Below are 25,843 nucleotides of genomic sequence, written 5' to 3'. Positions count from 1 at the left end.
GGTGGGCCCGGCATTTCATAAGGTGAGGACATGCCTCGTTTTCGCCCGATCCTCGACACGATGCCGGCCTACCAGCCGGGCAAGGCCGTCGCCGCCGCCGACGGCCGCTCGTACAAGCTCTCCTCCAACGAGTCGCCCTACGATCCGCTGCCGTCGGTGCTGGAGGCGATCGCCGAGGGGGCGCGGCAGATCCATCGCTACCCCGACCCGGGCGCGACCGGGCTGACCGAGGCCATCGCCGAGCGGTTCGGGGTGCCGTACGAGCACGTCGCGCTCGGCGCGGGCTCGGTGACCGTGGCGCAGCAGCTGTTCGAGACCGTGGGCGAGCCGGACGTCGAGGTGGTCTACGCCTGGCGGTCGTTCGAGGCCTACCCGCTGCTGGCCGACCTGGCCGGCGTGCGGTCCGTGCGGGTGCCGCTGGCCGGCGAGGACCACGACCTCGACGCCATGGCCGAGGCGATCACCGACCGGACCCGCATGGTGTTCGTGTGCAACCCCAACAACCCGACCGGCACCGCGATCCGCGAGGCGGAGCTGACGGCCTTCCTCGATCGGGTGCCCGGCGACGTGCTGGTGGTGCTCGACGAGGCCTACCGCGAGTACGTACGCGACGCGGACGTGCCCGACGGCCTGACCCTCTACCGCGACCGGCCCAACGTCTGCGTGCTGCGTACGTTCTCCAAGGCGTACGGGCTGGCCGGGCTGCGGGTCGGCTACCTGGTCGGGCACGAGCCGGTGGCCGCGGCGGTGCGCAAGACGATCATTCCGTTCGCCGTCAACCACCTCGCCCAGGTCGCGGCCGTCGCCTCGCTGCGGGCCGAGGACGAGTTGCTGGAGCGGGTCGATCTCGTGGTCAAGGAGCGCACCCGGGTGCGCGAGGCGCTGATCGCGCAGGGCTGGACCGTCCCGCCCACCGAGGCCAACTTCGTCTGGCTCAGGCTGGGCGAGCGCACCCTCGACTTCGCCGAGGCCTGCGCGGTCGAGGGTGTGGCCGTGCGGCCGTTCGCGGGAGAGGGCGCCCGCGTCTCGATCGGCGACCCGGAGGCCAACGACACGTTCCTCGCCGCGGCGGCCGCCTTCCGGGGCTGACGACGCCTGCCTACCCGCCAGGCTGCTCGGCCACGGGCTCGGCCCGCCGGCGCGCGGGTGGTGGTGTCCCGCCATCGCCCGCGCCGGCGTCGGGCGCGCGTGTCGTTCCCTTGCGCTCGGTCGAGATCACCAGGGCGACGCCGACCAGGATGACCAGGCCGCCGACGATCACCTGGACGGTGATCGGCTCGCTGAGGACCAGCGCGCCGAGCGCGACGGCGACGGCCGGGTTGACGTACGCGTAGGTGGAGACCAGCGAGATGGGCGCGTTGCCCAGCAGCCACGAGAACGCGGTGAACCCGATCAGCGACCCCGCCACGACCAGGTAGGCCAGGGCCAGCCACGATCTGGTGGTGACGGCCGAGACGTCGAGCCGCTCGCCGAAGCCGGTGCCGAGCACCAGCAATCCGGCGCCGCCCACGACCATCTCGACCGCGCTGGTGGCGAGCGCGTTGGCGGGCATCGCGATCCTGCCCGACACGAACGAGCCCACGGCCCACGACACCGACGCGAGCAGCACCACGACGATCCCGACCTCGCTGCCGCCCTCGGCGCCGGTCAGCGACAGCGCGCCGACCCCGCCGATGCCGACCAGCACGCCCGCGAGCGTGAGCGTCTTGGGACGGTCGCGCACGGCGAACCTGAACACGACCAGCCACAGCGGCACCGAGGCCACCAGCAGCGCCGCCAGGCCCGTGGAGATGTACTGCTCGGCCACGGACAGCATCCCGTTGCCCGTGGTCAGCAGCAGCACGCCCACGAGGGCCGCGCCGAGGAACTGCCGGCGCGACATCCTGAAGGCCCCCGGCCCCGACCGCACCAGCAGGAACCCGGACAGCAGGGCGGCCGCGATGATGAACCGGATGGCCGCGCTGAGCATGGGCGGGATCGACTCGATCGCGATTCCGATGCCGAGATAGGTCGATCCCCACACCACGTACACGATGGCGAGGGCGCCCCAGACCTTGAGGGAGGTCCGGCGGTCAGCAGTGTTCGATCCCATGACTGATGACAATACTGGTCGGTTCCGACAGATTCCGGCGGAGGGCCGACGCTGGGAGGCTGGCGGAATCTTAGCGATAAGCGGCATTCGCCCCACTGTCCGCTTCACGAGCTGGATGTCACGATTTTTCCATTCATCTCGTGAATGGAGTCCCATGTCCGCTGTTACCGACACCCCGGCCGCCGGCAACGCCGCCGCCCTGGCCCACTTCGCCGCCCGCCTGTCCTTCGAGACCGATGTCTCCGACGTGGCCGCCGACCTGGCCGCAGCCGAACCCGGCATCGTCGTGGTCGACTCGCGCAGCCGGGAGAGCTGGGACCAGGGTCACGTCCCCGGCGCCCGCCACCTCCCCACCCGCGAGATCGCCGCCCGCGCGCCAGCGAGCGTGCCGCGCGACGTCACGGTCGTCGTCTACTGCTGGGGACCGGGCTGCAACGGCGGCACGCGCGCCGCGCTGGAGTTCGCCAGGCTCGGCTACCGGGTCAAGGAGATGATCGGCGGCTTCGAGTACTGGGCCAGGGAGGGCTTCGCGGTGGAGACCGCCTCGGGGCTCATCCGCCATCCGAAGGACGCCCTCACGACGCCGGTCACGGAGGTCGCCTGCGCCTGCTGACGCCGGGGAGAAAAATTGGTGCCCCCGTCCGAATCCCGTCGATCGGGGGCGAGGGAGAACATACCCCCTTCCACAAGGGCCAACCAAGAACTCGGCAGAACTGGTCGCAGAAGTTCACGCCGATCTCCCCCCAAGTTCACATTTCGGACACTTGGTAGCGCTCCCAATGTCCGTAACGCAGAGCTACGGCCCGCCGTCCTGGAAGGGGAAGGGGGACGGCGGACCTGTACAGGGGATCAGCGCGGGCCAAGCTTCTCCACGATGAGGCGGTAGAGCTGCCGCGGCCGACCGGGTTGGGGCGTGCGGTTCGGCGGGAGCGGCCACGCGAGTCCCTCGTCAACCAGCGTGCGCAGCAACCGCCGGGCCGTACGCGGCGTCACCCCGAGCATCTTCCCGGCTCCCTCCGCGTCGACCACCGTGTCACCTCCTTCGAGTTTGGCCGCCAGCCTGGCCAGCACCTCGACGCCCTTGGGCTTGAGCGCGCCGGACCCGGTGGGCGGCATCCGGGGAGCGGGCACCAGGGTCCGGCCCTCGCGGTCCACCGCGAAGCCCTGGGCCTGCTTGCCCGCCTGGGTGCGGGCCAGCGCGGCCCGCGCGTGCGACTCGGCGTCGTGCGTCGTGCGTCCCATCCCCACGCCCACCTCGACGGCCAGCCCCAGCTCGTCGCGGATCCTGGACGCGAACGGCAGCACCCGGAACCCGTCGGTGGCGGTCGCGATCGAGCCCCTGGTCGCGGTGACCAGATAGCTGTGATCGTCGATCGGCCACACGGTCGCGTTGATCCGGTTGGCCTCCTGGACCAGCAGCCTGTGCAGCGACAGCCGCAGCTCGTCGCGCCAGTAACGCGGCGCGGCGCGGCGTACGGGCTCGCGGAGCGTCGGCACCTCCACCAGCACGACGGTGAGCTGCGACTCCTCCAGCCGGTGGTGCGCGCCCAGCAGCGCCGCCGTGTGCAGCGCGGTGCGCACCGCCGCCGAGGTCGGCCTGATCCGGATCACCGCCACCCCGGCCGTCTGGAGCCGCTCGGCGACCGCCGGCAGGCACGTCAGCGCGCCGGTGGTGGCGCCCTGGCGGGCCAGCCGCTCGTGGTAGGCCGCGATCGTGCCGGTGGCCCCCGGCTCGTCGCGGCTGTGCACGTCCGCGGCCGGTATGCCGAGATCTGTGTACGCCTCCTCGACATCGGCACGTGACACCACGTCGACGCTGACCCGTTGGGGGTCCATGCGCGGATCCAGCGCCGCCTTGGCCAGCGCGGCGACCAGTGCGGCCCCGCCGAGCTGGACGTAGGTCGCCGGCATCGTCAGCACGCCGGAACGCCGGGCCAGGTCGTAGGGGACCGGGCTGGCGAACAGGCACGCGTCGACGCCGGGACCGAGCCGGGTCACCTTGTCGGGCGCCTCCTGTTCGTCGCGGTAGGCGGCCGCCACAAGGCGACAGGGCAGGGGCGCGGCTGCGTGCCCCATCAACATGACGCGCTCGACCAAATCGTGGGGTCCGACCACGCCGATGGTGAGGTCCGGTGTCATAGCGCCCGGGCGTGACACTCGGGTTGTTTCTTCGGCCCTCTCGACCAATGTTCGTCCCATCCTGCCGTAAGTTGCAGTGCTCTCTTTTGGAACGATCGCTCGCGAGGGCCGTAATGTCACGCCCGACTTTTCCGGAAAGCCGTTCTGGTTGGCCGCCCGAGAAGTCATTTCAGCAGTTCAGATGGGTTTACCTGACGATTGTCAGTGTCTTGAAATCTCTCGTGTAATGTCCGCTCCGAGCGCCCGCATTCGTTCGGCGAGATGCGCGTGCCCGCGGTCGATCAGGTATCCCGACTCGATGACGGTCTCGCCCTCCGCGGCCAGCCCGGCGAGCACCAGAGCGATGCCCGACCGAAGATCGTGGGCGGTCACCTGGGTGCCGGTCAGCGGGGTGGCGCCGCGCACGATCGCCCGGCTGCCGTCGACCTCCACCTGGGCGCCCATCTTGTTCAGCTCGCCGGCCAGGGCGAAACGGCCGTCGAAGATGCGCTCGTGGATGTAGCTGGGTCCGTCGGCCAGCGCCGCGACCGTCATCATGGGCGACTGCAGGTCGGTGGCGAAGCCGGGATAGGTGTCGGTGATGATGTTGATCGGCCGGAGCGTGCGGTCGCGGCGCACGTGCAGCACCGCGCCCTGCCGGGCGAAGTCGACGCCCATCTGCTCCAGCTTGTAGCGGACCACGCCGAGGTCGAGGCCGGTGCCGACCAGGCTGAGCTCGCCGCCGGTGATCGCCGCGGCCATCGCGAAGACGCCCGCGTCGAGCCGGTCGGGCATCACGGTGTGCTCGACGGCGTGCAGCTCGTCGACGCCCTCGACGGTGATGAACCCGGTGCCGCCGCCGCTGATGCGCGCGCCCATCTTGGTGAGCATGTCGATGACGTCGAGCACCTCGGGTTCGAGCGCGGCGTTCTCGATCACGGTGACGCCGTTGGCCAGCGCCGCGGCCATGATCAGGTTCTCGGTGCCGGTGTGGGACGGGGTGTCGAGGTAGAGCGTCGCGCCGGTCAGGCCGGAGGCCTTGACGTGGATGACGGTCTCGCCCTCGTCGACGACCGCGCCCAGCCGCTTGTAGCCCAGGTAGTGGAAGTCGAGGTTGCGGCTGCCGAGGTTGCAGCCGCCGACGCCTTCGACGATCGCCTCGCCCAGCCGGTGGAGCAGCGCGGGGGTGAAGAGCACCGAGCCGCGGAAGCGCCTGGCGATCTCGGCGGGCAGCACCGGGCTGCGCAGCCGGGAGGCGTCGATGACCAGCGTGCGCTCGGCCTCATGCAGCTCGACGTACGCGCCCACCGTCTCGGCGAGCTCGACCGCGCGGCGGACGTCCTCGATGATGGGCACGTTGCGCAGGACGGTGCGCCCTTTCGCGGCGAGCAGAGCGGCCCCGATCATCGGCAGCACGGCGTTCTTGGCGCCCTGGATGAAGGCGGTTCCACGTAGTGCGTTGCCACCGCGCACGCGGTAACGGACCATTCCTGGGGCTCCTCGGGGTTCTTGGTCTGGCTCGACCGGCCCAAGAGTAGTCGGTCATACCAACTGCCCCAGCCGAATCATCCGTTAAAGGAAGCTCCGGTGAGGCGTTCGTACGCTTCCAGATAACGGCGCCGGGTCTGCTCGACGACCTTGTCGGGCAGGCGTGGTGGAGGAGTTTCGGAGGATTTATCCCACCCGGATTCGGGAGAGGTCAGCCAATCCCGGACATATTGCTTGTCGAAGGACGGTTGCGGATGTCCCGGCTCCCAAGCGTCCGCCGGCCAAAATCGCGAGGAATCCGGCGTAAGGACCTCGTCGCCCAGGGTCAGCACTCCCTCGGAGTCCCAGCCCAGCTCGATCTTGGTGTCGGCCAGGATGATGCCCCGCTCCCGGGCGATCTCGGCGCCCCGGGTGTAGACGGCGAGCGTGACGCGCCGGAGCGCCTCGGCCGTCTCCGCGCCGACCTCCTCGACCACCCGTTCGTACGGGATCGGCTCGTCGTGCTGCCCCACCGGCGCCTTGGTCGACGGGGTGAAGATCGGCTCGGGCAGCCGTGACCCGTCCTGGAGCCCCTCGGGCAGCCGGACGCCGGAGACCGTGCGCTCGCGCCGGTAGTCGGTCAGCCCCGACCCGGCCAGATAGCCGCGCGCCACGCACTCGATCGGCACCATCTTGAGTGGTTTGCACACCATGCTGCGCGCGTCGGGCCCCGGTGCCGCGATGTGGTTGGGCACCACGTCCGCGAGCTGGTCGAACCACCACAGCGACAGCTGCGTGAGGATGGCCCCCTTGTCGGGGATGCCGGGCTCCAGCACGTGGTCGAAGGCCGAGATCCGGTCGGAGGCGACCATCAGCAGCAGGCCGTCGTCGGTCTCGTAGAGGTCGCGTACCTTGCCGGAGTGCAGGTGCTTCATCGGGCGATGTCCGTCCGGTGGAAGGAGCCGCGCAGCTCGACCCGTGCCACCAGCTCGTAGGCGTGGCGCCGGGCGCTCTCCTGGTCGGGCCCGGTGCCCACGACGTCGAGCACCCGCCCGCCGTCGGAGACCACCTCGCCGTCCACCCGCCTGGTGCCGGCGTGGATCACGTAGGCGTCGGCGGTCGGCTCGATCCCCCTGATCACGTCGCCCTTGACCGGGGCTCCGGGGTAGTCCTCGGCGGCGATCACCACGGTCACCGCGGAGCCGTCGCGGAAGACCGGCCGGTCGTGCTCACCGAGCGTGCCGGTCGCGCAGGCCAGCAGCAGCCCGCCGAGCGGCGTCTCCAGCCGGTCGAGCAGCACCTGGGCCTCCGGGTCGCCGAAGCGGGCGTTGAACTCGATCACCTTGGGCCCCTTGGCGGTCAGCGCCAGGCCGACGTAGAGCACGCCCTGGTAGGGCAGGCCGCGCCGGGCCAGCTCGCCGATCGTCGGCTCCACGACCTCGCGCATGACCTGCTCGGCCAGGCCCTCGGGCGCCCAGGGCAGCGGGGTGTAGGCGCCCATGCCGCCCGTGTTGGGCCCCTCGCCGCCGTCGTAGGCGCGCTTGAAGTCCTGCGCCGGCTGCAGCGCCACGGCCGTGCGCCCGTCGCACAGCGCGAACAGCGACACCTCCGGGCCGTCGAGGAACTCCTCGATCACCACCCGCTCGCAGGCCAGCGCGTGCTCCAGGGCCGCGTCGCGGTCGTCGGTGACGACCACGCCCTTGCCCGCGGCCAGCCCGTCGTCCTTGACCACGTAGGGGGCGCCGAACTCGTCGAGCGCGGCGGCCGCCTCCTCGGGGGTCGCGCACGTCCGGGCCCGCGCGGTGGGCACGTCGGCGGCGGCCATGATCTCCTTGGCGAACGCCTTGGACCCCTCGATCATCGCCGCCTCGGCGGACGGCCCGAAGCACGGGATGCCGGCCGCCCGCACCGCGTCGGCCACCCCCGCCACCAGCGGCGCCTCCGGCCCCACGACGACCAGGTCGGCCCCGAGCCGCGTGGCCAGCCCGGCCACCTGCTCTGGATCGGTGGGCGTGACGGCGTGCAGGGTCGCGATCTCCTCGATGCCCGGATTGCCCGGAGCGCAGTGGAGCTCGCCGACCCGCGGGTCGAGCTTGAGTGAACGGCACAGGGCGTGCTCACGCCCGCCGGATCCGATGACTAGAACGCGCACGGGGCCCATTGTCGCAGCTCCCGCCACCCCGCCCCGCATCGGAGGCCCGTACGCCCCACGGCGCTACGGAGGGCATTCCTTGGCGAACTTCTACCTGCCGCGGGTGCCGCTCTGCGGGTATCGTCGGGAGGCGTTCACCCGTCTGTGATAACTTAGGGCGGCTTTGTGGCGTCTTGCGTGATTGGAGGTGGTCCGGGATGAAACCTGGTGATCCCAGCAGTACGTGCTCGTTCACGTACACCCCATGTACCCCCGACCACTCCAATCCGGCAGCCTGATCGTGCCTCCATGCATACGTGTTGATTGAGGTGACTTTTCATCGCGCATGGAGCGTGCCAGGTCGGGCGGAAAGGGACTGCCATGCGCTCGTCCACGATTTTCCGTCGCATCAACCGTCACCCCGTTCAGCCTCGGGCCGCGCGTCAGCCGATCCGGCAGGCGCCTGAGGTCCGGGTGCCCGACTCCATCGTCACGTACGGCGCCTACATCGAGGGCCGGCGAGCCTCCGCCCAGGGCATCGCCGAGTCGCTCGACCTCGTCCGCAAGCACAACAGCGAGTTCGAGGGCGCCAAGGCCTTCCTCTGGGTGGGGTTGCACGAGCCGGCGGCCCCCGAGGTCGAGTGGCTGGCCGAGGTGTTCGACCTGCACCCGCTGGCCGTCGAGGACGCCGTCAAGGCGCACCAGCGGCCCAAGGTGGAGCGTTACGGCGACTCCCTGTTCATGGTGCTCAAGACCATCGCCTACCTGGACCACGACGAGCTGACCGCCACCAGCGAGATCATCGCTGCGGGCGAGATCATGGTGTTCCTCGGCGCCGACTTCGTGGTCACCGTGCGCCACGGCGAGCACTGCCCGCTGACCGAGGTGCGCGGCCGGTTGGAGGATCAGCCCGAGCTGCTGGCCCGCGGCCCGGCCGGCGTGCTGCACGCCATCGCCGACCACGTCGTCGACCGTTACCTTCAGGTGGCCGACCTCATGCAGATGGAGCTGGAGGAGGTCGAGGCCACCGTCTTCGCCGACGTCAGCTCGCGCGACATCAACCGGATCTACCAGCTCAAGCGGGAGATGCTGGAGATGAAGCGGGCGATCACCCCGCTGCAGAGCCCGCTGGCCGCGCTGCCGCAACGCCGCGTGATCCCGTCCGAGATGCGCGAGTACTTCCGCGACGTCGGCGACCACCTCTCCCGGGTGTGCGAGCAGGTCGAGTCGTCCAACGAGCTGTGCAGCTCGATCCTCCAGGCCGCCCTGGCCCGGTCGAACGCCCTGGCCAACGAGGACATGCGCAAGATCTCGTCCTGGGTCGCCATCCTGGCCGTGCCCACGATGATCGCCGGTGTCTACGGGATGAACTTCGACTTCATGCCCGAGACCAAACAGGTCTGGGGCTATCCGGCCGTGCTGGCCGTCATGGTCACGGCCTGCCTGCTGCTGCACCGCGGCTTCCGCCGCAACGGCTGGCTCTGACCGCTCCGAACGCTGCTGACGGCTCTGAACGCTGACGGCTCTGAACGCTGACGGCTCTGAACACTGACCGCTCTGAACACTGACCGCTCTGAACACTGACCGCTCTGAAGCCGGCCGCTCTAGACGCCGACCGGCCTGAGCGGCTCGACGCGCGGGGGCAGTGCCAGCCCACGCTCCCGCCACAGCTCGCGCATCCGGTCGGGGTAGTCGGTCACCACGCCGCTCACTCCCAGGTCGAGCATCCGCGCCGCCAGCCCGGGGTCGTTGACGGTCCACACGGCCACGTCCAGCCCCGCCGCGGCGGCCCGCTCCATCAGCGGCTCGTCCACCATCACATGCTCGGGCGACAGCGTGGTGGCCCCGGCCTCGCGGGCGGCGGCCGGGATGTCGTCGCCCAGGTCCTCGTGCCAGTGGAGGGTGTCGAGCTCGATCAGCGCGAACCGTCGCGTGCCGGGCGCCATCGCGGCGGCGTGACCGATGATCCGCCAGTCGAAGCTGAGGATCGCCACGTTGCCGAGCCGCCCGTGGCGGTCGAGCTCGTCGACCACCAACTCGGTGAACAGCTCGGGATCGGGTGTCAGCTCCGGCCTGGTCGGGTCGGACTTGAGCTCCACGTGCAGTCGCACGCTCTCCGCCTCGTAGGCGTTGACCAGGCCGAGCACCGCGCCGAGTGTGGGCATCCGCGTCTCCGGCAGCGTGACCTGGGTCAGCGCGAACGGGTCGTCGGGGTGGCGCGGCAGGCGGGTGCCGACGTCGAGCGTGCGCAGCTGCGCCAGCGTGAGGAGGTTGATCGGCTTGCCGACGTAGGGGAAGTGCGGATCATCCGGCCTGGCCGGGCGCGTGTCGGCGCTCGTCACGGCCGAGACCGTGAGGTCGTGCGTGAGCACGAGCCGCCGGTCGGCCGTGAGCGCGACGTCGAGCTCGAGCGCGTCCACGCCGAGCTCCATCGTGCGGCTCAGACCCGGCAAGGTGTTCTCGGGCCACAGGCCTCTCGCCCCCCGATGACCATGTATCTCAACGCGCACAACCGGGACCCTACCGGGCGCGCGTCACTATCCCGCACTCCCACGCCGTGCCCTTTTTGTGGGGATACGCCCTAGAGGTACCGATCGAGCGGACGCACAGCGCTGTGCCTTGTCCGCTTGCGCATGCCTTGCACCGATATATGCCTCGATAAACGTAATCGTCTGGCAATAAGCTGATCTCCATGAGGCAGGCTCTCACCACCGCCCGCCCGGAGACCGTACGGGCGTGGGTCGACGGATGGGTGATCTCGCGCCAGGCCCCCGCCCCGGTGCCGGAGCCCTGGGGCCTCCGCGTCGACGTCGGGTTGCCGGACCACCGGACCCGCCACATCCTCCCGGACCCCGCTCCCGCCACGCTCCGCCACCTGACGGCCTCGGTGACCGCCCCGGGCACCTGGCTCAAGCTCTGCGCCCCCGTGGAAGCCGTCGCTCCCTGGCTGCCCGCGCCCTGGTCCGTCGAGGAACCGGAGTTCATGATGACCGCCGCGCTGGAGCGGGCGGCCTTCGCGGCGCCGCCCGGCTACACGATGGCCATGACCACCCGCGCCGGGGTCACGGTCGCCCGCCTGCTCACGATGGCCGGCGAGATGGCGGCACGCGGCCAGGTCGTCATCACCGGCCGTACGGCGGTCGTCGACCAGGTCGAGACCGCTCCCCAGCACCGCCGGCGCGGTCTGGGCAGCGTCGTCATGACGGCTCTCACCGCCACGGCCGCCGCCTCCGGCGCCCGCACCGGCGTCCTGGTCGCCACCCCGGCCGGCCGGTCGCTCTACGAGAGCCTCGGCTGGGTCCTGCACACGCCCGTGACGGCCGCCGTACTGCGAGGCTGACGGCGGCGTCACCGGCGAGGCGGACAGATCAGAGCAGCGGGCGCAGCACCAGCGTGGCGTCGCGGGCCGGGCCGACGCCGACGGCGGAGATCTGAGCCCCGCTCATCTCCTCCAGCGCCCGCACGTACGCCTGCGCGTTGGGCGGCAGGTCCTCGAAGGACTTGGCCTCCGTTATGTCCTCCTGCCAGCCGGGCAGCTCCTCGTAGACCGGCTTGGCGTGGTGGAACTCGGTCTGCGTCATCGGGATCTCGTCGTGCCGCACCCCGTCGACCTCGTACGCCACGCAGACCGGGATCCGCTCCAGCCCGGACAGCACGTCCAGCTTGGTGAGGAAGAAGTCGGTCACCCCGTTGATCCGGGTCGCGTAACGCGCGATGACGGCGTCGAACCAGCCGCAGCGGCGGTTGCGGCCGGTGGTGACGCCGTACTCGCCGCCCGTCTGCCGCAGCCACTCGCCCATCTCGTCCTCGAGCTCCGTCGGGAACGGCCCCGAACCGACCCGCGTGGTGTAGGCCTTGAGGATGCCGATCACCCGCGTGAGCCGCGTCGGCGCGATGCCCGAGCCCGCGCAGGCGCCGCCCGAGGTGGGCGAGGACGAGGTGACGAACGGGTAGGTGCCGTGGTCGATGTCCAGCAACGTGCCCTGGCCGCCTTCGAGCAGCACGAACTTGCCGTCGTCCAGCGCCCGGTTGAGCACCAGCGAGGTGTCGGCGATGTGCGGGCGCAGGCGCTCCGCGTAGCCGAGGTACTCGTCGACGACGGCGCCGGTGTCGATGCCGCGCCGGTTGTAGACCTTGGTGAGCACCTGGTTCTTCTCGGTCAGCGCGACCTCGATCTTCTTGGCCAGGATGCCGGGGTCGAGCAGGTCCTGGACCCGCACGCCCATCCGGTAGATCTTGTCGCCGTAGGCCGGGCCGATGCCACGGCCGGTCGTGCCGATCTTGGCCTTGCCCAGGTAGCGTTCGGTGACCTTGTCCAGGGCCTTGTGGTGGGGCATGATCAGGTGCGCGTTGGCCGAGATCAGCAGCCGGTCGGCGGAGATGCCGCGCGCGGCCAGCCCGTCGATCTCCTTCAGCAGCACCGCGGGGTCGATCACCACGCCGTTGCCGATCACCGGCACGACGTCGGGCGACAGGATCCCGGTGGGCAGCAGGTGCAGGGCGTATTTCTGGTCGCCGATGACCACGGTGTGGCCCGCGTTGTTGCCACCCTGATAGCGGACGACGTAATCGACATCGCCACCGAGCAGGTCGGTGGCCTTGCCCTTGCCCTCATCGCCCCACTGGGCACCCACGAGAACGACAGCCGGCATGGTTCTAGTCTCCCGAGCACAAAACGAAACCCCTGGCGCAAGCGCGACAGGGGCTCTTGCGTGCAGAGACTACCTGAGTCGACCCATTCGTCCCAAGCGCTAGTTCTTGGTCAGCGCGTCGTACGCCGCCTCGTCGCTGTCGCGGAGGAACTGCATGCACCGCTCGGCCTCGTCCTTCTCGCCGATGGCCTGGGCCGCCCTGGCGAGGGAGTAGAGGCAGCGCAGGAAGCCGCGGTTGGGCTCGTGGTCCCAGGGCACGGGCCCATGGCCCTTCCAGCCGCTGCGGCGCAACTGGTCGAGCCCGCGGTGATATCCGGTGCGGGCGAAAGCGTAGGAGGTGACGGCGTGACCCTGCGCGAAGTACTCCTCAGCGAGTGTCGCCCAGGCCGCCGGATAGGCGGGGAAACGGGCCGCGATGTCGGCGGCCTTGACACCGGACTCGAGCGCCTCCCTGGCCTCGGGCAGGTCCGGCAGGTGAGTCGGGGGAGGCCCGGCGAGAAGGTTATCCATAGGACAAGTCATACCCGCCGGGCCCCGAGCGTGGCTAGGAGATCTTCGTCCCAGTGCTCTGGAGGTCGGCGCACGCCTCCACGATGCGGGCGGCCATCCCGGCCTCGGCCGTCTTGCCGTAGGACCGGGGGTCGTAGGCCTTCTTGTTGCCCACGTCACCGTCGACCTTGAGCACGCCGTCGTAGTTGCGGAACATGTGGTCCGCGATCGGCCGGGTGAAGGCGTACTGGGTGTCGGTGTCGATGTTCATCTTCACCACGCCGTAGGAGATCGCCTCGCGGATCTCCTCCAGCGTCGACCCGGAACCGCCGTGGAAGACCAGGTCGAACGGCTTGTCCTTGCCGTACTTGGCGCCGACCGCCTCCTGGATCTCCTTGAGCACGCCCGGCCGCAGCTTGACGTGACCCGGCTTGTAGACGCCGTGCACGTTGCCGAACGTCGCGGCCAGCATGTAGCGGCCCTTGTCGCCGAGGCCGACCGCCTCCGCGGTGGCCAGGGCGTCGCCCGGCGTCGTGTAGAGCTTCTCGTTGATCTCGCCGACGACGCCGTCCTCCTCGCCGCCGACGACCCCGATCTCCATCTCCATGATGATCCGGGCGCGGGCGCACTTCTCGACCAGCTCCGCGGCGATCTCGAGGTTCTCCTCCAGAGGTACGGCGGAGCCGTCCCACATGTGCGACTGGAAGAGCGGGTCGAGGCCCTTCGACACCCGCTCCAGCGAGATGTCGATCAGCGGCCGCATGAACCCGTCGAGCTTGTTCTTGGGACAGTGGTCGGTGTGGAGGGCGATCGTCACCGGATATTTGGCGGCCACCACCCTGGCGTACTCGGCCAGAGCCGTCGCGCCGATCACCATGTCCTTGACCGTGGCGCCGGACAGGAACTCGGCTCCACCGGTCGACACCTGGACGATGCCGTCGCTTTCGGCCTCGGCGAAGCCGCGCAGCGCGGCGTTGAGCGTCTGTGAGGAGGTCACGTTGATCGCCGGATAGGCGAATCCGCCGGCCTTGGCCCTGTCGAGCATCTCGGCGTAGACCTCTGGAGTAGCTATCGGCATGACTCATCTCCCTGAAGAGTGCGGGCTTCGCACAGCCCAGTATCTCGGCTCCGCTACCCCAGGCGGTAGTGACGACGCGCCTTGACGCCGGTCGCCGCCCGTATCGGCCTCCGCCGGCCCTGCCTGATCCGGGTAGGCTCAGCCCGTGGACTCGCTCTTGAATCTCCTCGACCCGACATGGTGGCTCACCATCCTCGGCGCCTTCGCGACCGTCGGTGTGCTGGCCATCATCTTCGCCGAGACGGGTCTGTTGCTCGGCTTCTTCCTGCCGGGCGACTCGCTGCTGGTCGCCGCGGGGATCTTCAGCTCCGTGTCGGTGGCTCAGGGAATGGGGATCGAGCCCCTCTCACTTCCGGTGCTGCTGATCGGCACCCCGATCTGCGCGATCGCCGGCGCCCAGCTCGGCCACTGGCTCGGTGCGAGGTTCGGCCGCAGACTCTTCGACAAGCCCGATTCGCGGCTGTTCAAGAGGGAGCACGTCGTCCGGGCGGAGGTGTTCTTCGAGAAGTTCGGGCCGGCCAAGGCCGTGGTGCTCGCCCGGTTCGTGCCGATCGTCCGCACCTTCATGAACCCCGTCGCGGGCGTGCTGGAGATGCCGCCCAAGCGGTTCTTCCTCTGGAACGTCGTCGGGGCCCTGGTGTGGGTCGAGAGCCTGGTCCTGCTCGGCCACTTCCTCGGCAGCCGGGTCGATCCCAAGCAGATCGACAAGTACATCCTGCCAGGTGTCTTCCTCATCGTGCTGATCTCGTTGATCCCCATCTTCGTCGAGTTCGTCAAGGGCCGCCGGATGGCCAAGGCCGTGCCCGTGCCCACCGGCAAGCATCACCGGGTCCGTCCGGGCGCTGACGGCCCGTAGCCAGACCCCGGCCGACCGGCGCGATACCCTCCCTGTGTGGGACGCCACAGGTCAGATCCGATGGGCATCGCCCGCCTCTCGCTCGCCGTCCTGGCGGTCGTCGGCGTGGTCGGGCTGCTGGTCCTCGGCGGTCGTGCGCTGATCACCTCGTTCGACACGCCCCAGGAGTCGCCCGAGGCGCTGCGCGCCACCGCGAGGGCCACGGCGAGCGTGCCGGTGCCGACCGTCCACATCGTGTGCGCGGCCGACACCTGCCCGCTGGTCACGGTCCGGGTGCCGGGCGGCGACGTGCTGCAATACCGCGACATGACGAGGGGCGAAGAGGTCAGCTACTTCGAACCCGAGCTGGACGTGGTCCTCGCCGACGCCTCGTCGGTCCGTGTCACCGAGAACGGCGAGCCGCGCGCTCCGGGACAGCCCGGCAAGCGGGAGGCGTTCACAGTCCGAGGTCGGTGAGCGTGAAGGCGGTGCGGTAGGTCAGCCCCTCCTCGGCGAGGCGCGGGGCCGCCCCGCGCTCGACGATGGTGGCGACGCCCACCACCTCGGCGCCCGCCTCGCGCAGCGCCTCGACGGCCGTCATCACCGAGCCGCCGGTGGTCGAGGTGTCCTCGACCGCGAGCACCCGGCGACCCCGCACGTCGGGCCCCTCGACCCGGCGCTGCAGGCCGTGCTGCTTCTGCTCCTTGCGGACCACGAACGCGTCGAGCGCCTGTCCGCGGGCCGCGGCGGCGTGCAGCATGGCAGCGGCCACCGGGTCGGCGCCGAGCGTCAGACCGCCCACGGCGTCGTAGTCGAGGTCGGCCGTGATGTCCAGCATCACCCTGCCGACCAGGGGCGCGGCCACGCTGTCCAGCGTGATCCGGCGCAGGTCGAGGTAGAAGTCGGCCTCCTGCCCGGAGGAGAGCACCACTCTGCCGTGGACGACGGCCTTCTTGTTGATCTCGGCCAGGAGGTTGTCACGATCCGTCATGCCTTCCAGCCTAGGGGCCTGATCAGGTGAGACTCGCTGCCGCCCGGAGGTAAAGCCCGGCCATCGGTTTAGCCGGTGCGATGGATGCGGAATGATTGCGCGTGGCAACTCTACGTAATGATGAGGTAACGATGAGTGCGCAGTCAGTGCGGAGCGACGCGGATCTGCTCCATGCGGTCAGGGAGGGTGACGCCGCCGCCTACGGAGAGCTCTACCAGCGCCACGTCGTGGCGGCCCGCTCGCTCGCCCGCCAGCTCGTCAGGGGGGAGGCGGAGGTCGAGGACGCGGTGGCCGAGTCGTTCACCAAGATCCTTGACCTGGTCGGCCGCGGCGGCGGGCCGGCGGCGGGGTTCCGCACCTACCTGCTCACGGTGGTGCGGCGCACGGTCTACGACCGCACCCGCATCGAGAGCCGTCAGGTGACGACGGGCGAGATCGAGAGCTTCGACCCGGGCGTGCCGTTCGCCGATCCGGCGGTCGCCGGGCTCGAGAGGTCGCTGATCGCGAGGGCGTTCCAGTCTCTGCCGGAGCGGTGGCGGGCGGTCCTGTGGCACACCGAGGTCGAGAGCGCCAAGGCCGCCGAGGTCGCGCCGCTGCTCGGGCTGTCGCCCAACGGCGTCGCGGCCCTCGCCTGCCGGGCCCGCGAGGGGCTGCGCCAGGCCTACCTCCAGATGCACCTGGCCGTCCCGCCGAGGCCGGTCTGTCGGCCGGTGCTGGGCAAGATGGGGGCCCATGTCCGGGGCGGGCTGGCCAGGCGCGACTCCAGGGTGGTGGCTCAGCACGTGAGCCACTGCCCCGACTGCCGCGCGGTGATGACCGAGCTGTCCGGCGTCGACCAGGGGTTGCGCACGGTCGTCGGGCCCTTGATGCTCGGCGCGGCCTTCACCGGCTACGTCGCGGCCATGACCGGGGGCGTCGCGCGCTCGCGCGGCCGGGCGCGGTGGCCGCCTTCGCGCCGACGCGGCCTGACCCGGTGGCCGCCTTCGCGCCCGCGCGGTCTGACCCGCCGGCCCGTGGCGCTGGCGGGTGGTACGGCCCTGGCCGTCGTCGCGGCCGCCGCGTTACTGCTGGTCTCCGGCGAGCAGGCGGAGGAGCGGCTCGCCCAGCCCATGGCCGCCCTCCAGCCGCCGCCCATCCCCCGGGTGGCGGAGCTCGCGGAGTCCACTCCCGTGCCGCCGCCCGTCCCCGGCCGCGAGCCGGTCAGCTCAGGGCGGCCCCGCCTGCGCGCGGCGGTCGGGCCGCTCGGCGCGCTGGTCCGCGGCCGTCCGGGCCTCGTGGGCGTACGCCTGAGCAACACGGGCGAGGGGCCGAGCCAGGTGGTCGAGGCCGTGGTCGGCCTGCCCTCGGGCGTCACCCCGGTCCCGGCGGGCAGACGCGGCGGCGGGGCCGGTCCGCTCCAACCGGTGGGGCCGGCCGACGGCTGGAGGTGCCGGGCCGCGGCCGGGAGCGCCAGGTGTGTCAGAGGCCCGCTCGCGGCCGGCCGGTCCACGGCCGTGTTCCTGCGCGTCCAGGTCGCCGCCCTCGCCCCGGCCGGCGCCGGGCCGTCCCTGTCCGTACGGTCAGGTTCGCTGGGCGTCAGTGGGCAGAGCGCCTCGGGCGTGCGGTCCACCGGGGCGCCCGCCAGATTCGCCGCCGACGGCGAGGTGACGGTCAGGGCGGTCGGCAACTCCCTGCTGAGCTGCCCCACCGACCACTACGGCTGCGCGGAGGCCGCCGCCCGGCGCGGCGACCGGCGCGACAACGATCAGTGGCCGATGGTGGCGGTCGATCATGACAGGTCGGCCGCCACCGCGGCCTCCAGCGCCGCCACGCTGCGCCTGCCGAGGGCCGGACGGGTGGCGTGGGCCGGGCTCTACTGGTCGGCGAGCGCCGCGGTCGCCGGGCCGATCAAGATCAGGCCGCCGGGGCGCCGGGGCTACGTATCGATCCGGCCCGACGAGGTGCTGGCCCGGGAGCTGCCCTCGGGCCCCGTCTACCAGGCGTTCGCCGACGTCACCGGGCTGGTCGGCGGCGCCGCGAAGGCGGGGGAGTGGTGGGCGGCCGATGTGCCCATGCAGCCGGGGATCGCGCGTTACGCGGGGTGGAGCCTGGTGGTCGTCACGACGGATCCGGCCCAGCCCTACAGCCGCGCCGTCGTGCTCGATCCGGCCGCGGTGGCCGGCGGCGGGCAGCGGCTGGTGCGGATGCCGTTGAGCGGGCTGGGCCGGCCGGCGGCTCCCGCCCGGATCGAGCTGGTGGCCTGGGAGGGTGACGCCGGGCTCGGCGGCGAGGCCGTCTCGGTGGGGTCGGGGCCGCTGGTGCCCGCCGGTGGTGACCGCGATCCGGCCGACGTCTTCGACGGCTCGGCCAATGGTGCGCGGGGGACGGCGTTCGGTGTCGACGTCGACTCCTTCAGCGCCAGACTGGGCCGGGCTCCCGCGCTGACGATCGCCACGACGAAGGACGCGGTCCTGCTGGGCGTCGCCGCCATAAGCGTTCGGATAGACCAGTGACTTTAATCAGGACAAACTGGTACGGTCCACCTAAATGGGCGGGCGTAATGTCAATCGTCGGGATTAACCCTCGCGCGATCACCCCCTTTCATTACTCTGAGAGAGGGCCGCCGAGTCCGGCTCTGACGGTGACAGAGCCAGTGAGGTCGGACCCATCAGGAAAGGGGCGGTGTCAGTGGATCGCTGCGCGCTGTTCGTGGACGCCGGCTATCTGCTGGCTGACGGCGCGATGGCCGTGCATGGGACCCGTCATCGCGAAGCCGTCGCCTGGGACTATCCCGGGCTGCTGCAGTTGATGACCAACCTGTCCCGCGAGCGCACCGGCCTGCCGTTGCTGCGCTGCTACTGGTACGAAGCGACGGTCGAGGCCCGCCGCACTCCCGAGCACGACGCGCTGGCCGACATCCCCGGCCTCAAGCTGCGGCTCTCCCGCATCCGGCCCGGCCGCCGCGAGGGCGTCGACGCCCAGGTCCACCGCGACCTGATGACCCTGGCCCGCAACAACGCCATCTGCGACGCGGTCGTGGTCAGCGGCGACGAGGACCTCACCCAGGTCGTCTGCGACGCGCAGGACCTCGGCATCCGGGTGACCGTCGTGCACGTCGCCGCTGAGGGCGGCTGGGCGGTCTCGCGGGCGCTGCGGCAGGAGGGCGACGACCTCATCGAGCTGGGCAGCGCCCACCTGCGCCCCTACGTCAACCTGGTGACCGGCGTCACCGAGGTGTCCAACGGCCACCACCACCAGCCGCTCGGCAACGGCCATGCCGCCCACTCGCTGCCGCCGGCCTCCACGCCGCAGCAGAGCACCGGCAGCCACGCCCTGCCTCCCGCGTCGGGCTCGGCGACCCAGAGCAGGCCCTCCACCAACGGTTCGTCGTCCGACCGCGGCCAGGGGGCCCAGCCGCCCGCGTTGCCCACCTACACCAGCTACCAGATGGACATCCCGTCGTCGCAGCCCGCTCCGTCCCCGGCGACCGGCCCCCTCCCGCAGCAGCCGCCGTCACAGCCGCAGGCGCAGTCACCGACCACCGGGCAGTTCGCCTCGCCGCCGTCCGGCGGCAGTTACCAGCAGTCGCAGCTCGGCGCCTACACCGGCCCGCAGGCCGCGCCGGTCCCGCCGCCCTCCGCCGCCACCGCCGGGGCCACCACACTGGCCGACGCCGTCAAGGCCGCCCACCGCGAGGGGCACGACTTCGGCGAGTCGGTGGCCCGCGACGCCCCGGCCCTCTGGCTGGAGGCCGTGCTCGCCCGCAAGCCCCGCATGCCGTCAGACCTGGAGGCCCGGCTGCTGCAGGGCTCGTCGCTGCCGATCGACTTCCTGCTGCACGACGAGGTCCGCCACGCGCTGCGCCGCGGCTTCTGGGACGCCCTCGAACGCGCCCGCCAGTAGGCGGTCACCAACGCAGCAGCGCGGCCACTCCATCGTGGTCGGCCAGGTCGGCCGCGGCCTCGCGCTGCAGGATGGTGACCTCAGCGCTGCTCTCCAGCGCGCGCTCGATCATCCGCTCGCCGAGATCCGGCTCGTCCACGGCCTCGACGCCGGGCGGCACCTGCCCGGCGGGATAGAGCCGGCCGTCCGGGCCGCGGCCGCCCCGCCACGCGCCCATCTCGTCGAGCAGCAGGCAGTCGACCCGGCCCTCGTTCAGCAGCGACAGGGTCTGGCCGAGCCCGAGCGAGCCGCGCCCGCCGGCGAGCGCGGCGTCCTTGGCGCGCTGGATCAGCGAGACGTCCCTGCGGACCCGTACGTGGGCGAGGGCGTCGGAGATGTACGCGACCACCTCGGGCGCCGTCAGCCCGTCGATGATTTTGTCGATCTGGACGACCTCCAGCGGGTGCAGCGCCTCGGCCAGCTTCGCGGTCACCTTCGCGTCGCCGACCAGGAGCACGTCGGTCCAGTGCAGGCCGATGACCCTGCCGCTGATCTCGGGGGCGACGGAGTGCAGGTAGCGGGTCAGGTTCTCCTCGACGCGGCGCTGGAACTTGTCGACCTGCATCGACGCCTGCTGGGAGGTGTTGGCGGCGCCCGGGCCGCGCATCCTTCGCCAGTCGTCGGTGTCCAGGGCGAAGGTGGACTCGTAGACGTCCTCGGCCTGGCCGTACCTGTAGTCGATCAGGCGCACGCCGTCGCGTGAGACCACCGCGACGCAGGCGGGGGCGCTGGTGGCCATGGCGCTGACCATGGGGCGTACGTACGCGGTCGACTCGAACACCGCGCTGGTGCCGACCGGCACCTGCAGCGTGGTGCGGTGGACCTCGTCGGTGCACACGGGCGCGAACAGCGCCCGGCCGAGTCCCGACTGGGAGGGATCGACGAGCTGCTCGATGTCCGGCTCCAGCCCTTGGAGGTGCTCCAGCACGGTGGCGCGCCGCATCCGGTCCGGCCAGCCGGACACCTGCTCGCGCAGGGACTCCAGCTCGTTGCGCAGCAGGATCTCCCAGCCGGGCTTGACCGAGGCCTCCAGGCGAGGATCGGCGGTCACGTACAGCGACACGACGCCAACCTCGTCCTTCATCGCCACGAGCTCCCGCAGGAAGGCATGATCGCGTATCACGATGTTCTCCTCTGTCGTCGGGCCACTACGACTCTAGAGAACCGGAAATACCCCAAATCGCCCTCTTAATGGACAGATGCCCCAGTTTTACCTCCAAGGGCGTCGCGTCAGGAGAGGGCGTCGAACCCGGCGCGCAGGGCGGCCAGCCGTTCGTACAGCTCGGAGAGCGGGATCGACAGCGCCGGATCGGGCGACTTGCGCGCCAGCTCCCGCACGCGGTCCAGCTCCTCCTCGACCGCGGCCAGCCGCCTCGACAGCTCGGGGAGCACCGACGCCTGATCGCCCGCGCCGGCCGGCAGCTCGCCGGTCAGCCGGTCGCGCAGCAGCGCGGCCTGCTCGGTCAGCCGCCTGTTCATGGTGTAGAGCTCGGTGAACACCGACACCTTCGCTCGCAGCACCCATGGATCGAACGGCTTGGTCAGGTAGTCGACGGCGCCCGCCGCGTAGCCGCGGAAGGCGTAGTCGGGAGCGCTGTCGACCACGGTCAGGAAGATGATCGGGATGTTCTTGGTCCGCTCGCGCCGCTTGATGTGCGCGGCCGTCTCGAACCCGTCCATGCCCGGCATCCGCACGTCGAGCAGGATGAGCGCGAACTCCGTGTTGAGCAGTGCCTTGAGCGCCTCCTCGCCGGACCTGGCGCGCACCGGCACCAGGTCGAGCGAGCTGAGGATCGCCTCAAGAGCGATCAGGTTCTCCTCACGGTCGTCGACCAGAAGGATCTTGGCTCGGTCCGGCATTGATCACGCCCCTTCGGCTGAATCCGTCGTGGACACCCGCCCACGGCTGAGCCAGCCACGCAGACGTTCGAGCAGACGGTCCACATCGACCGGCTTGGGCACGTAGTCGGACGCGCCCGAGGCGATGCTCTTCTCACGATCGCCCCGCATGACCTTAGCGGTCAACGCGATGATCGGCAGATCGGCGAACTGGGGCATCCGGCGGATGGCCGAGGTCGTGGCCCAGCCGTCCATCTCCGGCATCATGATGTCCATCAGCACCAACGCGACGTCCTCGTTGCGTTCGAGCTGCTCGATGCCCTCACGGCCGTTCTCGGCGTAGACGACCGTCGCGCCGTGCCGTTCGAGCACGCTGGTCAGCGCGAACACGTTGCGGATGTCGTCGTCGACGATCAGGATCTTCGCGCCGTTGAGCGGGTCGTCTCCCTGCCACTGGGTGGCGGCCTCGGAGGAGGACTCGCCGAGCTCGGGCAGGTCCAGGTCGAGCGGCGGCTCGGGCGAGGGCTGCTCGACCGGCACGGCCATCAGCTGCCTGCGGGCCGCGCCGCCGTCGCTCGCGGCCAGCGGGCCGGTGTAGCTGGCCGGCAGGTAGAGGGTGAACGTGCTGCCCTTGCCCAGCTCGCTCTCGACGTGGATCTCGCCGCCCAGCAATCGGGCGATCTCGCGGCAGATGGACAGGCCCAGCCCGGTGCCGCCGTACTTGCGGCTGGTGGTGCCGTCGGCCTGCCGGAACGCCTCGAAGATGACCTCACGTTTGTCCGGCGCGATGCCGATGCCGGTGTCGATGACCTGGAAGGCCAGCAGGTCATGGGCGTCGTGCAGGGTCTCGTCGTCGAAGGCGACCCCGCGCGGAGCGGGGACGACGCGCAGCCTGACCTCGCCCTTCGGGGTGAACTTCACCGCGTTGGAGAGCAGGTTGCGCAGCACCTGCTGCAGGCGTTGCTCGTCGGCCAGCAGCTCCAGGGGCACGGCGCTGTCGACGTCGACGGTGAACGCCAGGCCCTTGTCGGCGGCCAGTGGCGCGAACGCCGCCTCCACGAGGTCGACCAGCTTGGGCAGCGACACCTGGATCGGGTGGATGTCCATCCGGCCGGCCTCGACCTTGGACAGGTCGAGCATGTCGTTGATCAGCTGGAGCAGCGCCGAACCCGCGCTGTGGATCGTCCGGGCGAACTCGACCTGCTGCGAGGTCAGGTTGCCCTCGGCGTTCTCGGTCAGCAGCTTGGCCAGCACCAACAGGCTGTTGAGCGGCGTGCGCAGCTCGTGGGACATGTTGGCGAGGAACTCGTTCTTGTAGCGGGAGGAGACGGCGAGCTGCTCGGCGCGCTCCTCCAGGGTGCGGCGGGCCTGCTCGATCTGGAAGTTCTGGATCTCGATCGCGCGGTTCTGCTTGGCCAGCAGCGCCGCCTTGTCCTCCAGCTCGGCGTTAGACCTGCGCAGCTCCTCCTGCTGGCGTTGCAGCTCGTCGGAGCGTTCCTGTAGCTCGCGGGTCAGGCGCTGCGACTCGGTCAGCAGGTCCTCGGTGCGCGAGTTGGCGATGATGGTGTTCATGGTGACGCCGATGGTTTCGACGAGCTGCGTCAGGAAGTCGAGGTGCACCTCGCCGAACGGCGTGAAGGAGGCCAGCTCCAGCACGCCGAGCACGCGGTGCTCGAACAGGATCGGCAGCACCACGATCTGCGCCGGCGTCGACTGGCTGAGACCGCTGTCGATGGTGATGAACTTCGGCGGCACGTCGTCGAGGACGATGTGGCGGCCCTCGGCCGCGGCCTGCCCGACGATGCCCTCGCCCACCGCGAAGCGCTGACGCGGCCCCCGGTCGGGGCGCACTCCGTAGCCGCCGATCAGCAGCAGCTCGTGGTCACCCTCGGGGTCGACGCCGTAGAAGGCGCCATAGCGGGCCGACACCAGGGGCGTCAGCTCGCTCATCGTCAGCTTGGCCACCTCGAACAGGTCGCGGTGGCCCTGCATGAGCCGGGAGATGCGGGCCAGGTTGGACTTGAGCCAGTCCTGCTCCTGGTTGGCCTGGGTGGTCTCGCGGAGGTTGGCCACCATCGAGTTGATGTTGTCCTTCAGCTCCGCCAGCTCGCCCTGCGCCTCGACGGCGATCGAGCGGGTCAGGTCGCCGCGCGCCACGCCGCTGGTCACGGTGGCGATGGCGCGCACCTGGGTGGTGAGGTTGCCGGCCAGCTCGTTGACGCTCTCGGTGAGCCGCTTCCAGGTGCCCTCGACGCCCTCGACCCGGGCCTGGCCGCCGAGCCGGCCCTCGGAGCCCACCTCGCGGGCGACCCGGGTGACCTCGGAGGCGAACGAGGACAGCTGGTCGACCATCCGGTTGATGGTGGTCTTGAGCGCCAGGATCTCGCCCTGGGCGTCGACGTCGATCTTGCGGGTGAGGTCGCCGTTGGCGACCGCCGTGGTCACCTCGGCGATGTTGCGCACCTGGTACGTCAGGTTGTTGGCCATGAAGTTGACGTTGTCGGTGAGGTCCTTCCAGACGCCCGACACGCCCTGCACCCGGGCCTGGCCGCCGAGCTGGCCCTGCGTGCCGACCTCGCGGGCGACTCGGGTGACCTCGTCGGCGAAGGACGACAGCTGGTCGACCATCGTGTTGAGGGTGTCCTTCAGCTGGAGGATCTCGCCCTGCGCGTCGACGGTGATCTTCTTGGACAGGTTACCCTGGGCCACCGCGGAGGAGACGGCCGCGATCTGGCGCACCTGGCTGGTCAGGTTGTTGGCCATCGAGTTGACGTTGTCGGTGAGGTCCTTCCAGACCCCGGACACGCCGCGTACCTGTGCCTGGCCGCCGAGCTGGCCCTCGGTGCCCACCTCGCGGGCGACGCGGGTCACCTCGGAGGCGAACGACGACAGCTGCTCGACCATCGTGTTCATCGTCGACTTGAGCTCCAGGATCTCGCCCTGGGCGTCGACGTCGATCTTGCGGGTGAGGTCGCCGTTGGCGACGGCCGTGGTCACCTGGGCGATGTTGCGCACCTGATAGGTGAGGTTGGCGGCCATCGAGTTGACGTTGTCGGTGAGGTCCTTCCAGACGCCCGACACGCCCTTGACCTCGGCGCGCCCGCCCAGCTTGCCCTCGGTGCCGACCTCGCGGGCGACTCGGGTGACCTCGTCGGCGAAGGACGACAGCTGGTCGACCATCGTGTTGAGGGTGTCCTTCAGCTGGAGGATCTCGCCCTGCGCGTCGACGGTGATCTTCTTGGACAGGTTGCCCTGGGCCACGGCGGTCGCCACGGTCGCGATGCTGCGCACCTGCGAGGTCAGGTTGTTGGCCATGAAGTTGACGTTGTCGGTGAGGTCCTTCCAGACGCCCGACACCCCGGTCACCTGCGCCTGGCCGCCCAGCTGGCCCTCGGTGCCCACCTCGCGGGCGACTCGGGTGACCTCCTCGGCGAACGCGGACAGCTGGTCGACCATCGTGTTGACGGTGTTCTTCAGCTCGAACATCTCGCCCACGGCGTCGACGGTGACCTTGCGGCTCAGGTCGCCCTTGGCCACGGCGGTGGTCACCACGGCGATGTCACGCACCTGCGCCGCCACGCGCGAGGACATCGTGTTGACCGCCTCGGTGAGGTCGCGCCAGCTGCCCGACATGCCGCGCACGTTGGCCCCGCCGCCCAGCCGGCCCTCGGTGCCGGCCTCGCGCGCCACCCTGGTCACCTCGGAGTTGAACAGGGCGAGCTGGTCGACCATGCCGTTGATGGCCTTGCCGAGCCGGCGCACCTCGCCCCGGGCCGAGCGGTCGAGGTCGATGCGCCGCGACAGGTCGCCCTTGGCCACGGCGTCGATCACGTCGGCGGCGCCGCTCACCGGGCTCACCAGCGCGTCGATCAGGATGTTGACCGACTCGACGCTCTCGGCCCAGGCGCCCACGCCCGGCCCCGGCGTCAGCCGCTCACCGAACCTGCCCTCCTTGACGACTTCCTTGCGGACCCGTACCAGCTCGTTGGCCAGGTGCTCGCGGCGGTCCGCCACCTCGTTGAGCAGCAGTCGTACCTCGCTGAGGATGCCCGGTCGCGCATGGGGGACCCGGCGCCGGAAATCGCCGTCACGCCAGGAGAAAAGGGTCTCGAGGATCGGGACGAGATCTGACTCGGTGTAGGTCCTCTCCTCGGAACCCGGCGCGGTCTTGGCCGATGTCATGGCCCCTCCTTCAACTCGCGGGGTACCGCCGTGAGTGCTTGAAGTCTG

At 70.6% G+C, this 25,843-nt stretch carries 21 protein-coding genes; 8 read left to right on the top strand and 13 right to left on the bottom strand.

Annotation, left to right across the window (positions count from 1 at the left end):
- The first annotated feature begins 30 nt into the window (after window positions 1-30).
- Window positions 31-1,089 carry a histidinol-phosphate transaminase gene (gene hisC, locus AC5L3X_RS07465; RefSeq protein WP_494855937.1) on the top strand — a complete coding sequence of 353 codons (1,059 nt, stop codon included), beginning with the start codon at window positions 31-33 and terminating at the stop codon, window positions 1,087-1,089.
- 10 nt (window positions 1,090-1,099) lie between these two features.
- On the opposite strand, the gene AC5L3X_RS07460 is transcribed toward hisC, so the two are convergent.
- Window positions 1,100-2,092, bottom strand: a complete 993-nt coding sequence (locus tag AC5L3X_RS07460; RefSeq protein WP_494855935.1) for an EamA family transporter — start codon at window positions 2,090-2,092, stop codon at window positions 1,100-1,102.
- Between the two features lie 154 nt (window positions 2,093-2,246).
- On the opposite strand from AC5L3X_RS07460, the gene AC5L3X_RS07455 reads away from it, so the two are divergent.
- Entirely contained in the window at window positions 2,247-2,705 is a 459-nt protein-coding gene (locus AC5L3X_RS07455; protein ID WP_494855933.1) for a rhodanese-like domain-containing protein, read from the top strand.
- Between the two features lie 236 nt (window positions 2,706-2,941).
- On the opposite strand, the gene AC5L3X_RS07450 is transcribed toward AC5L3X_RS07455, so the two are convergent.
- From AC5L3X_RS07450 to purD, 4 genes are all read right to left on the bottom strand, one after another.
- Window positions 2,942-4,231 (bottom strand): transcriptional regulator, encoded by a 1,290-nt coding sequence (locus AC5L3X_RS07450; RefSeq protein WP_189127915.1) that lies wholly within the window; start codon window positions 4,229-4,231, stop codon window positions 2,942-2,944.
- A gap of 201 nt (window positions 4,232-4,432) precedes the next feature.
- Window positions 4,433-5,698 (bottom strand): UDP-N-acetylglucosamine 1-carboxyvinyltransferase, encoded by a 1,266-nt coding sequence (gene murA / locus AC5L3X_RS07445; protein WP_189127916.1) that lies wholly within the window; start codon window positions 5,696-5,698, stop codon window positions 4,433-4,435.
- Window positions 5,699-5,775: 77 nt separating this feature from the next.
- Window positions 5,776-6,612, bottom strand: coding sequence for a phosphoribosylaminoimidazolesuccinocarboxamide synthase (locus tag AC5L3X_RS07440; protein ID WP_494855931.1), 837 nt, complete (start codon window positions 6,610-6,612; stop codon window positions 5,776-5,778).
- Entirely contained in the window at window positions 6,609-7,829 is a 1,221-nt protein-coding gene (gene purD / locus AC5L3X_RS07435) for a phosphoribosylamine--glycine ligase (RefSeq protein ID WP_494855929.1), read from the bottom strand. Before purD ends, AC5L3X_RS07440 begins: the two co-directional genes overlap by 4 nt.
- 453 nt (window positions 7,830-8,282) lie before the next feature.
- Here purD and corA point away from each other — a divergent pair, with 453 nt between their 5' ends.
- Window positions 8,283-9,293: a magnesium/cobalt transporter CorA gene (gene corA / locus AC5L3X_RS07430; RefSeq protein ID WP_225262865.1), complete on the top strand. Its 1,011-nt coding sequence runs from the start codon at window positions 8,283-8,285 to the stop codon at window positions 9,291-9,293.
- Between the two features lie 119 nt (window positions 9,294-9,412).
- Here the strand turns inward: corA and AC5L3X_RS07425 are convergent, their stop codons facing one another.
- On the bottom strand, window positions 9,413-10,318 hold the full coding sequence (locus tag AC5L3X_RS07425; protein WP_189127920.1) for a glycerophosphodiester phosphodiesterase family protein: 906 nt from the start codon (window positions 10,316-10,318) through the stop codon (window positions 9,413-9,415).
- A gap of 182 nt (window positions 10,319-10,500) precedes the next feature.
- Here AC5L3X_RS07425 and AC5L3X_RS07420 point away from each other — a divergent pair, with 182 nt between their 5' ends.
- Window positions 10,501-11,148, top strand: coding sequence for a GNAT family N-acetyltransferase (locus AC5L3X_RS07420; RefSeq protein ID WP_494855927.1), 648 nt, complete (start codon window positions 10,501-10,503; stop codon window positions 11,146-11,148).
- 28 nt (window positions 11,149-11,176) lie between these two features.
- Here the strand turns inward: AC5L3X_RS07420 and AC5L3X_RS07415 are convergent, their stop codons facing one another.
- From AC5L3X_RS07415 to fbaA, 3 genes are all read right to left on the bottom strand, one after another.
- Window positions 11,177-12,460 carry an adenylosuccinate synthase gene (locus tag AC5L3X_RS07415; protein WP_189127922.1) on the bottom strand — a complete coding sequence of 428 codons (1,284 nt, stop codon included), beginning with the start codon at window positions 12,458-12,460 and terminating at the stop codon, window positions 11,177-11,179.
- Window positions 12,461-12,559: 99 nt separating this feature from the next.
- Entirely contained in the window at window positions 12,560-12,970 is a 411-nt protein-coding gene (locus AC5L3X_RS07410) for a DUF3151 domain-containing protein (RefSeq protein WP_225262863.1), read from the bottom strand.
- A gap of 34 nt (window positions 12,971-13,004) precedes the next feature.
- Window positions 13,005-14,027 carry a class II fructose-bisphosphate aldolase gene (fbaA, locus tag AC5L3X_RS07405; protein WP_494855925.1) on the bottom strand — a complete coding sequence of 341 codons (1,023 nt, stop codon included), beginning with the start codon at window positions 14,025-14,027 and terminating at the stop codon, window positions 13,005-13,007.
- A 145-nt stretch (window positions 14,028-14,172) separates the two neighbouring features.
- Between fbaA and AC5L3X_RS07400 the strand changes: the two genes are divergently transcribed.
- Window positions 14,173-14,883 carry a DedA family protein gene (locus tag AC5L3X_RS07400; RefSeq protein WP_225262862.1) on the top strand — a complete coding sequence of 237 codons (711 nt, stop codon included), beginning with the start codon at window positions 14,173-14,175 and terminating at the stop codon, window positions 14,881-14,883.
- 36 nt (window positions 14,884-14,919) lie between these two features.
- Window positions 14,920-15,339 carry a hypothetical protein gene (locus AC5L3X_RS07395; protein WP_189127925.1) on the top strand — a complete coding sequence of 140 codons (420 nt, stop codon included), beginning with the start codon at window positions 14,920-14,922 and terminating at the stop codon, window positions 15,337-15,339.
- Here AC5L3X_RS07395 and pyrE read toward each other — a convergent pair.
- Entirely contained in the window at window positions 15,320-15,853 is a 534-nt protein-coding gene (gene pyrE / locus AC5L3X_RS07390) for an orotate phosphoribosyltransferase (RefSeq protein WP_189127926.1), read from the bottom strand. The genes AC5L3X_RS07395 and pyrE overlap by 20 nt on opposite strands.
- Window positions 15,854-15,984: 131 nt before the next feature.
- Between pyrE and AC5L3X_RS07385 the strand changes: the two genes are divergently transcribed.
- Complete coding sequence (locus AC5L3X_RS07385; RefSeq protein WP_494855924.1) at window positions 15,985-18,345, top strand: sigma-70 family RNA polymerase sigma factor; 2,361 nt, start codon at window positions 15,985-15,987, stop codon at window positions 18,343-18,345.
- Between the two features lie 175 nt (window positions 18,346-18,520).
- Window positions 18,521-19,735, top strand: a complete 1,215-nt coding sequence (locus AC5L3X_RS07380; RefSeq protein WP_494856242.1) for an NYN domain-containing protein — start codon at window positions 18,521-18,523, stop codon at window positions 19,733-19,735.
- A gap of 4 nt (window positions 19,736-19,739) precedes the next feature.
- On the opposite strand, the gene AC5L3X_RS07375 is transcribed toward AC5L3X_RS07380, so the two are convergent.
- The 3 genes from AC5L3X_RS07375 to AC5L3X_RS07365 all read right to left on the bottom strand — a co-directional run bounded on the left by AC5L3X_RS07375 (window position 19,740) and on the right by AC5L3X_RS07365 (window position 25,795).
- On the bottom strand, window positions 19,740-20,897 hold the full coding sequence (locus AC5L3X_RS07375; RefSeq protein WP_494855922.1) for a VLRF1 family aeRF1-type release factor: 1,158 nt from the start codon (window positions 20,895-20,897) through the stop codon (window positions 19,740-19,742).
- A gap of 107 nt (window positions 20,898-21,004) precedes the next feature.
- Window positions 21,005-21,634, bottom strand: coding sequence for a response regulator (locus AC5L3X_RS07370; protein WP_494855921.1), 630 nt, complete (start codon window positions 21,632-21,634; stop codon window positions 21,005-21,007).
- 3 nt (window positions 21,635-21,637) lie between these two features.
- Window positions 21,638-25,795: a HAMP domain-containing protein gene (locus tag AC5L3X_RS07365; protein ID WP_189127930.1), complete on the bottom strand. Its 4,158-nt coding sequence runs from the start codon at window positions 25,793-25,795 to the stop codon at window positions 21,638-21,640.
- Window positions 25,796-25,843 lie beyond the last annotated feature (48 nt).

The organism is Nonomuraea sp. CX421 (assembly GCF_059358955.1).
Note: the sequence above shows the minus strand (reverse complement) of the source record. Positions and strands in the feature narration are given on the sequence as shown.

Coding starts and splice junctions, on each gene's coding strand:
- hisC (WP_494855937.1), top strand. CDS start 31: ATGCCTCGTTTTCGCCCGATCCTCGACACGATGCCGGCCTACCAGCCG.
- AC5L3X_RS07460 (WP_494855935.1), bottom strand. CDS start 2,092: ATGGGATCGAACACTGCTGACCGCCGGACCTCCCTCAAGGTCTGGGGC.
- AC5L3X_RS07455 (WP_494855933.1), top strand. CDS start 2,247: ATGTCCGCTGTTACCGACACCCCGGCCGCCGGCAACGCCGCCGCCCTG.
- AC5L3X_RS07450 (WP_189127915.1), bottom strand. CDS start 4,231: ATGACACCGGACCTCACCATCGGCGTGGTCGGACCCCACGATTTGGTC.
- murA (WP_189127916.1), bottom strand. CDS start 5,698: ATGGTCCGTTACCGCGTGCGCGGTGGCAACGCACTACGTGGAACCGCC.
- AC5L3X_RS07440 (WP_494855931.1), bottom strand. CDS start 6,612: ATGAAGCACCTGCACTCCGGCAAGGTACGCGACCTCTACGAGACCGAC.
- AC5L3X_RS07420 (WP_494855927.1), top strand. CDS start 10,501: ATGAGGCAGGCTCTCACCACCGCCCGCCCGGAGACCGTACGGGCGTGG.
- AC5L3X_RS07415 (WP_189127922.1), bottom strand. CDS start 12,460: ATGCCGGCTGTCGTTCTCGTGGGTGCCCAGTGGGGCGATGAGGGCAAG.
- AC5L3X_RS07410 (WP_225262863.1), bottom strand. CDS start 12,970: ATGGATAACCTTCTCGCCGGGCCTCCCCCGACTCACCTGCCGGACCTG.
- fbaA (WP_494855925.1), bottom strand. CDS start 14,027: ATGCCGATAGCTACTCCAGAGGTCTACGCCGAGATGCTCGACAGGGCC.
- pyrE (WP_189127926.1), bottom strand. CDS start 15,853: ATGACGGATCGTGACAACCTCCTGGCCGAGATCAACAAGAAGGCCGTC.
- AC5L3X_RS07385 (WP_494855924.1), top strand. CDS start 15,985: ATGAGTGCGCAGTCAGTGCGGAGCGACGCGGATCTGCTCCATGCGGTC.
- AC5L3X_RS07370 (WP_494855921.1), bottom strand. CDS start 21,634: ATGCCGGACCGAGCCAAGATCCTTCTGGTCGACGACCGTGAGGAGAAC.
- AC5L3X_RS07365 (WP_189127930.1), bottom strand. CDS start 25,795: ATGACATCGGCCAAGACCGCGCCGGGTTCCGAGGAGAGGACCTACACC.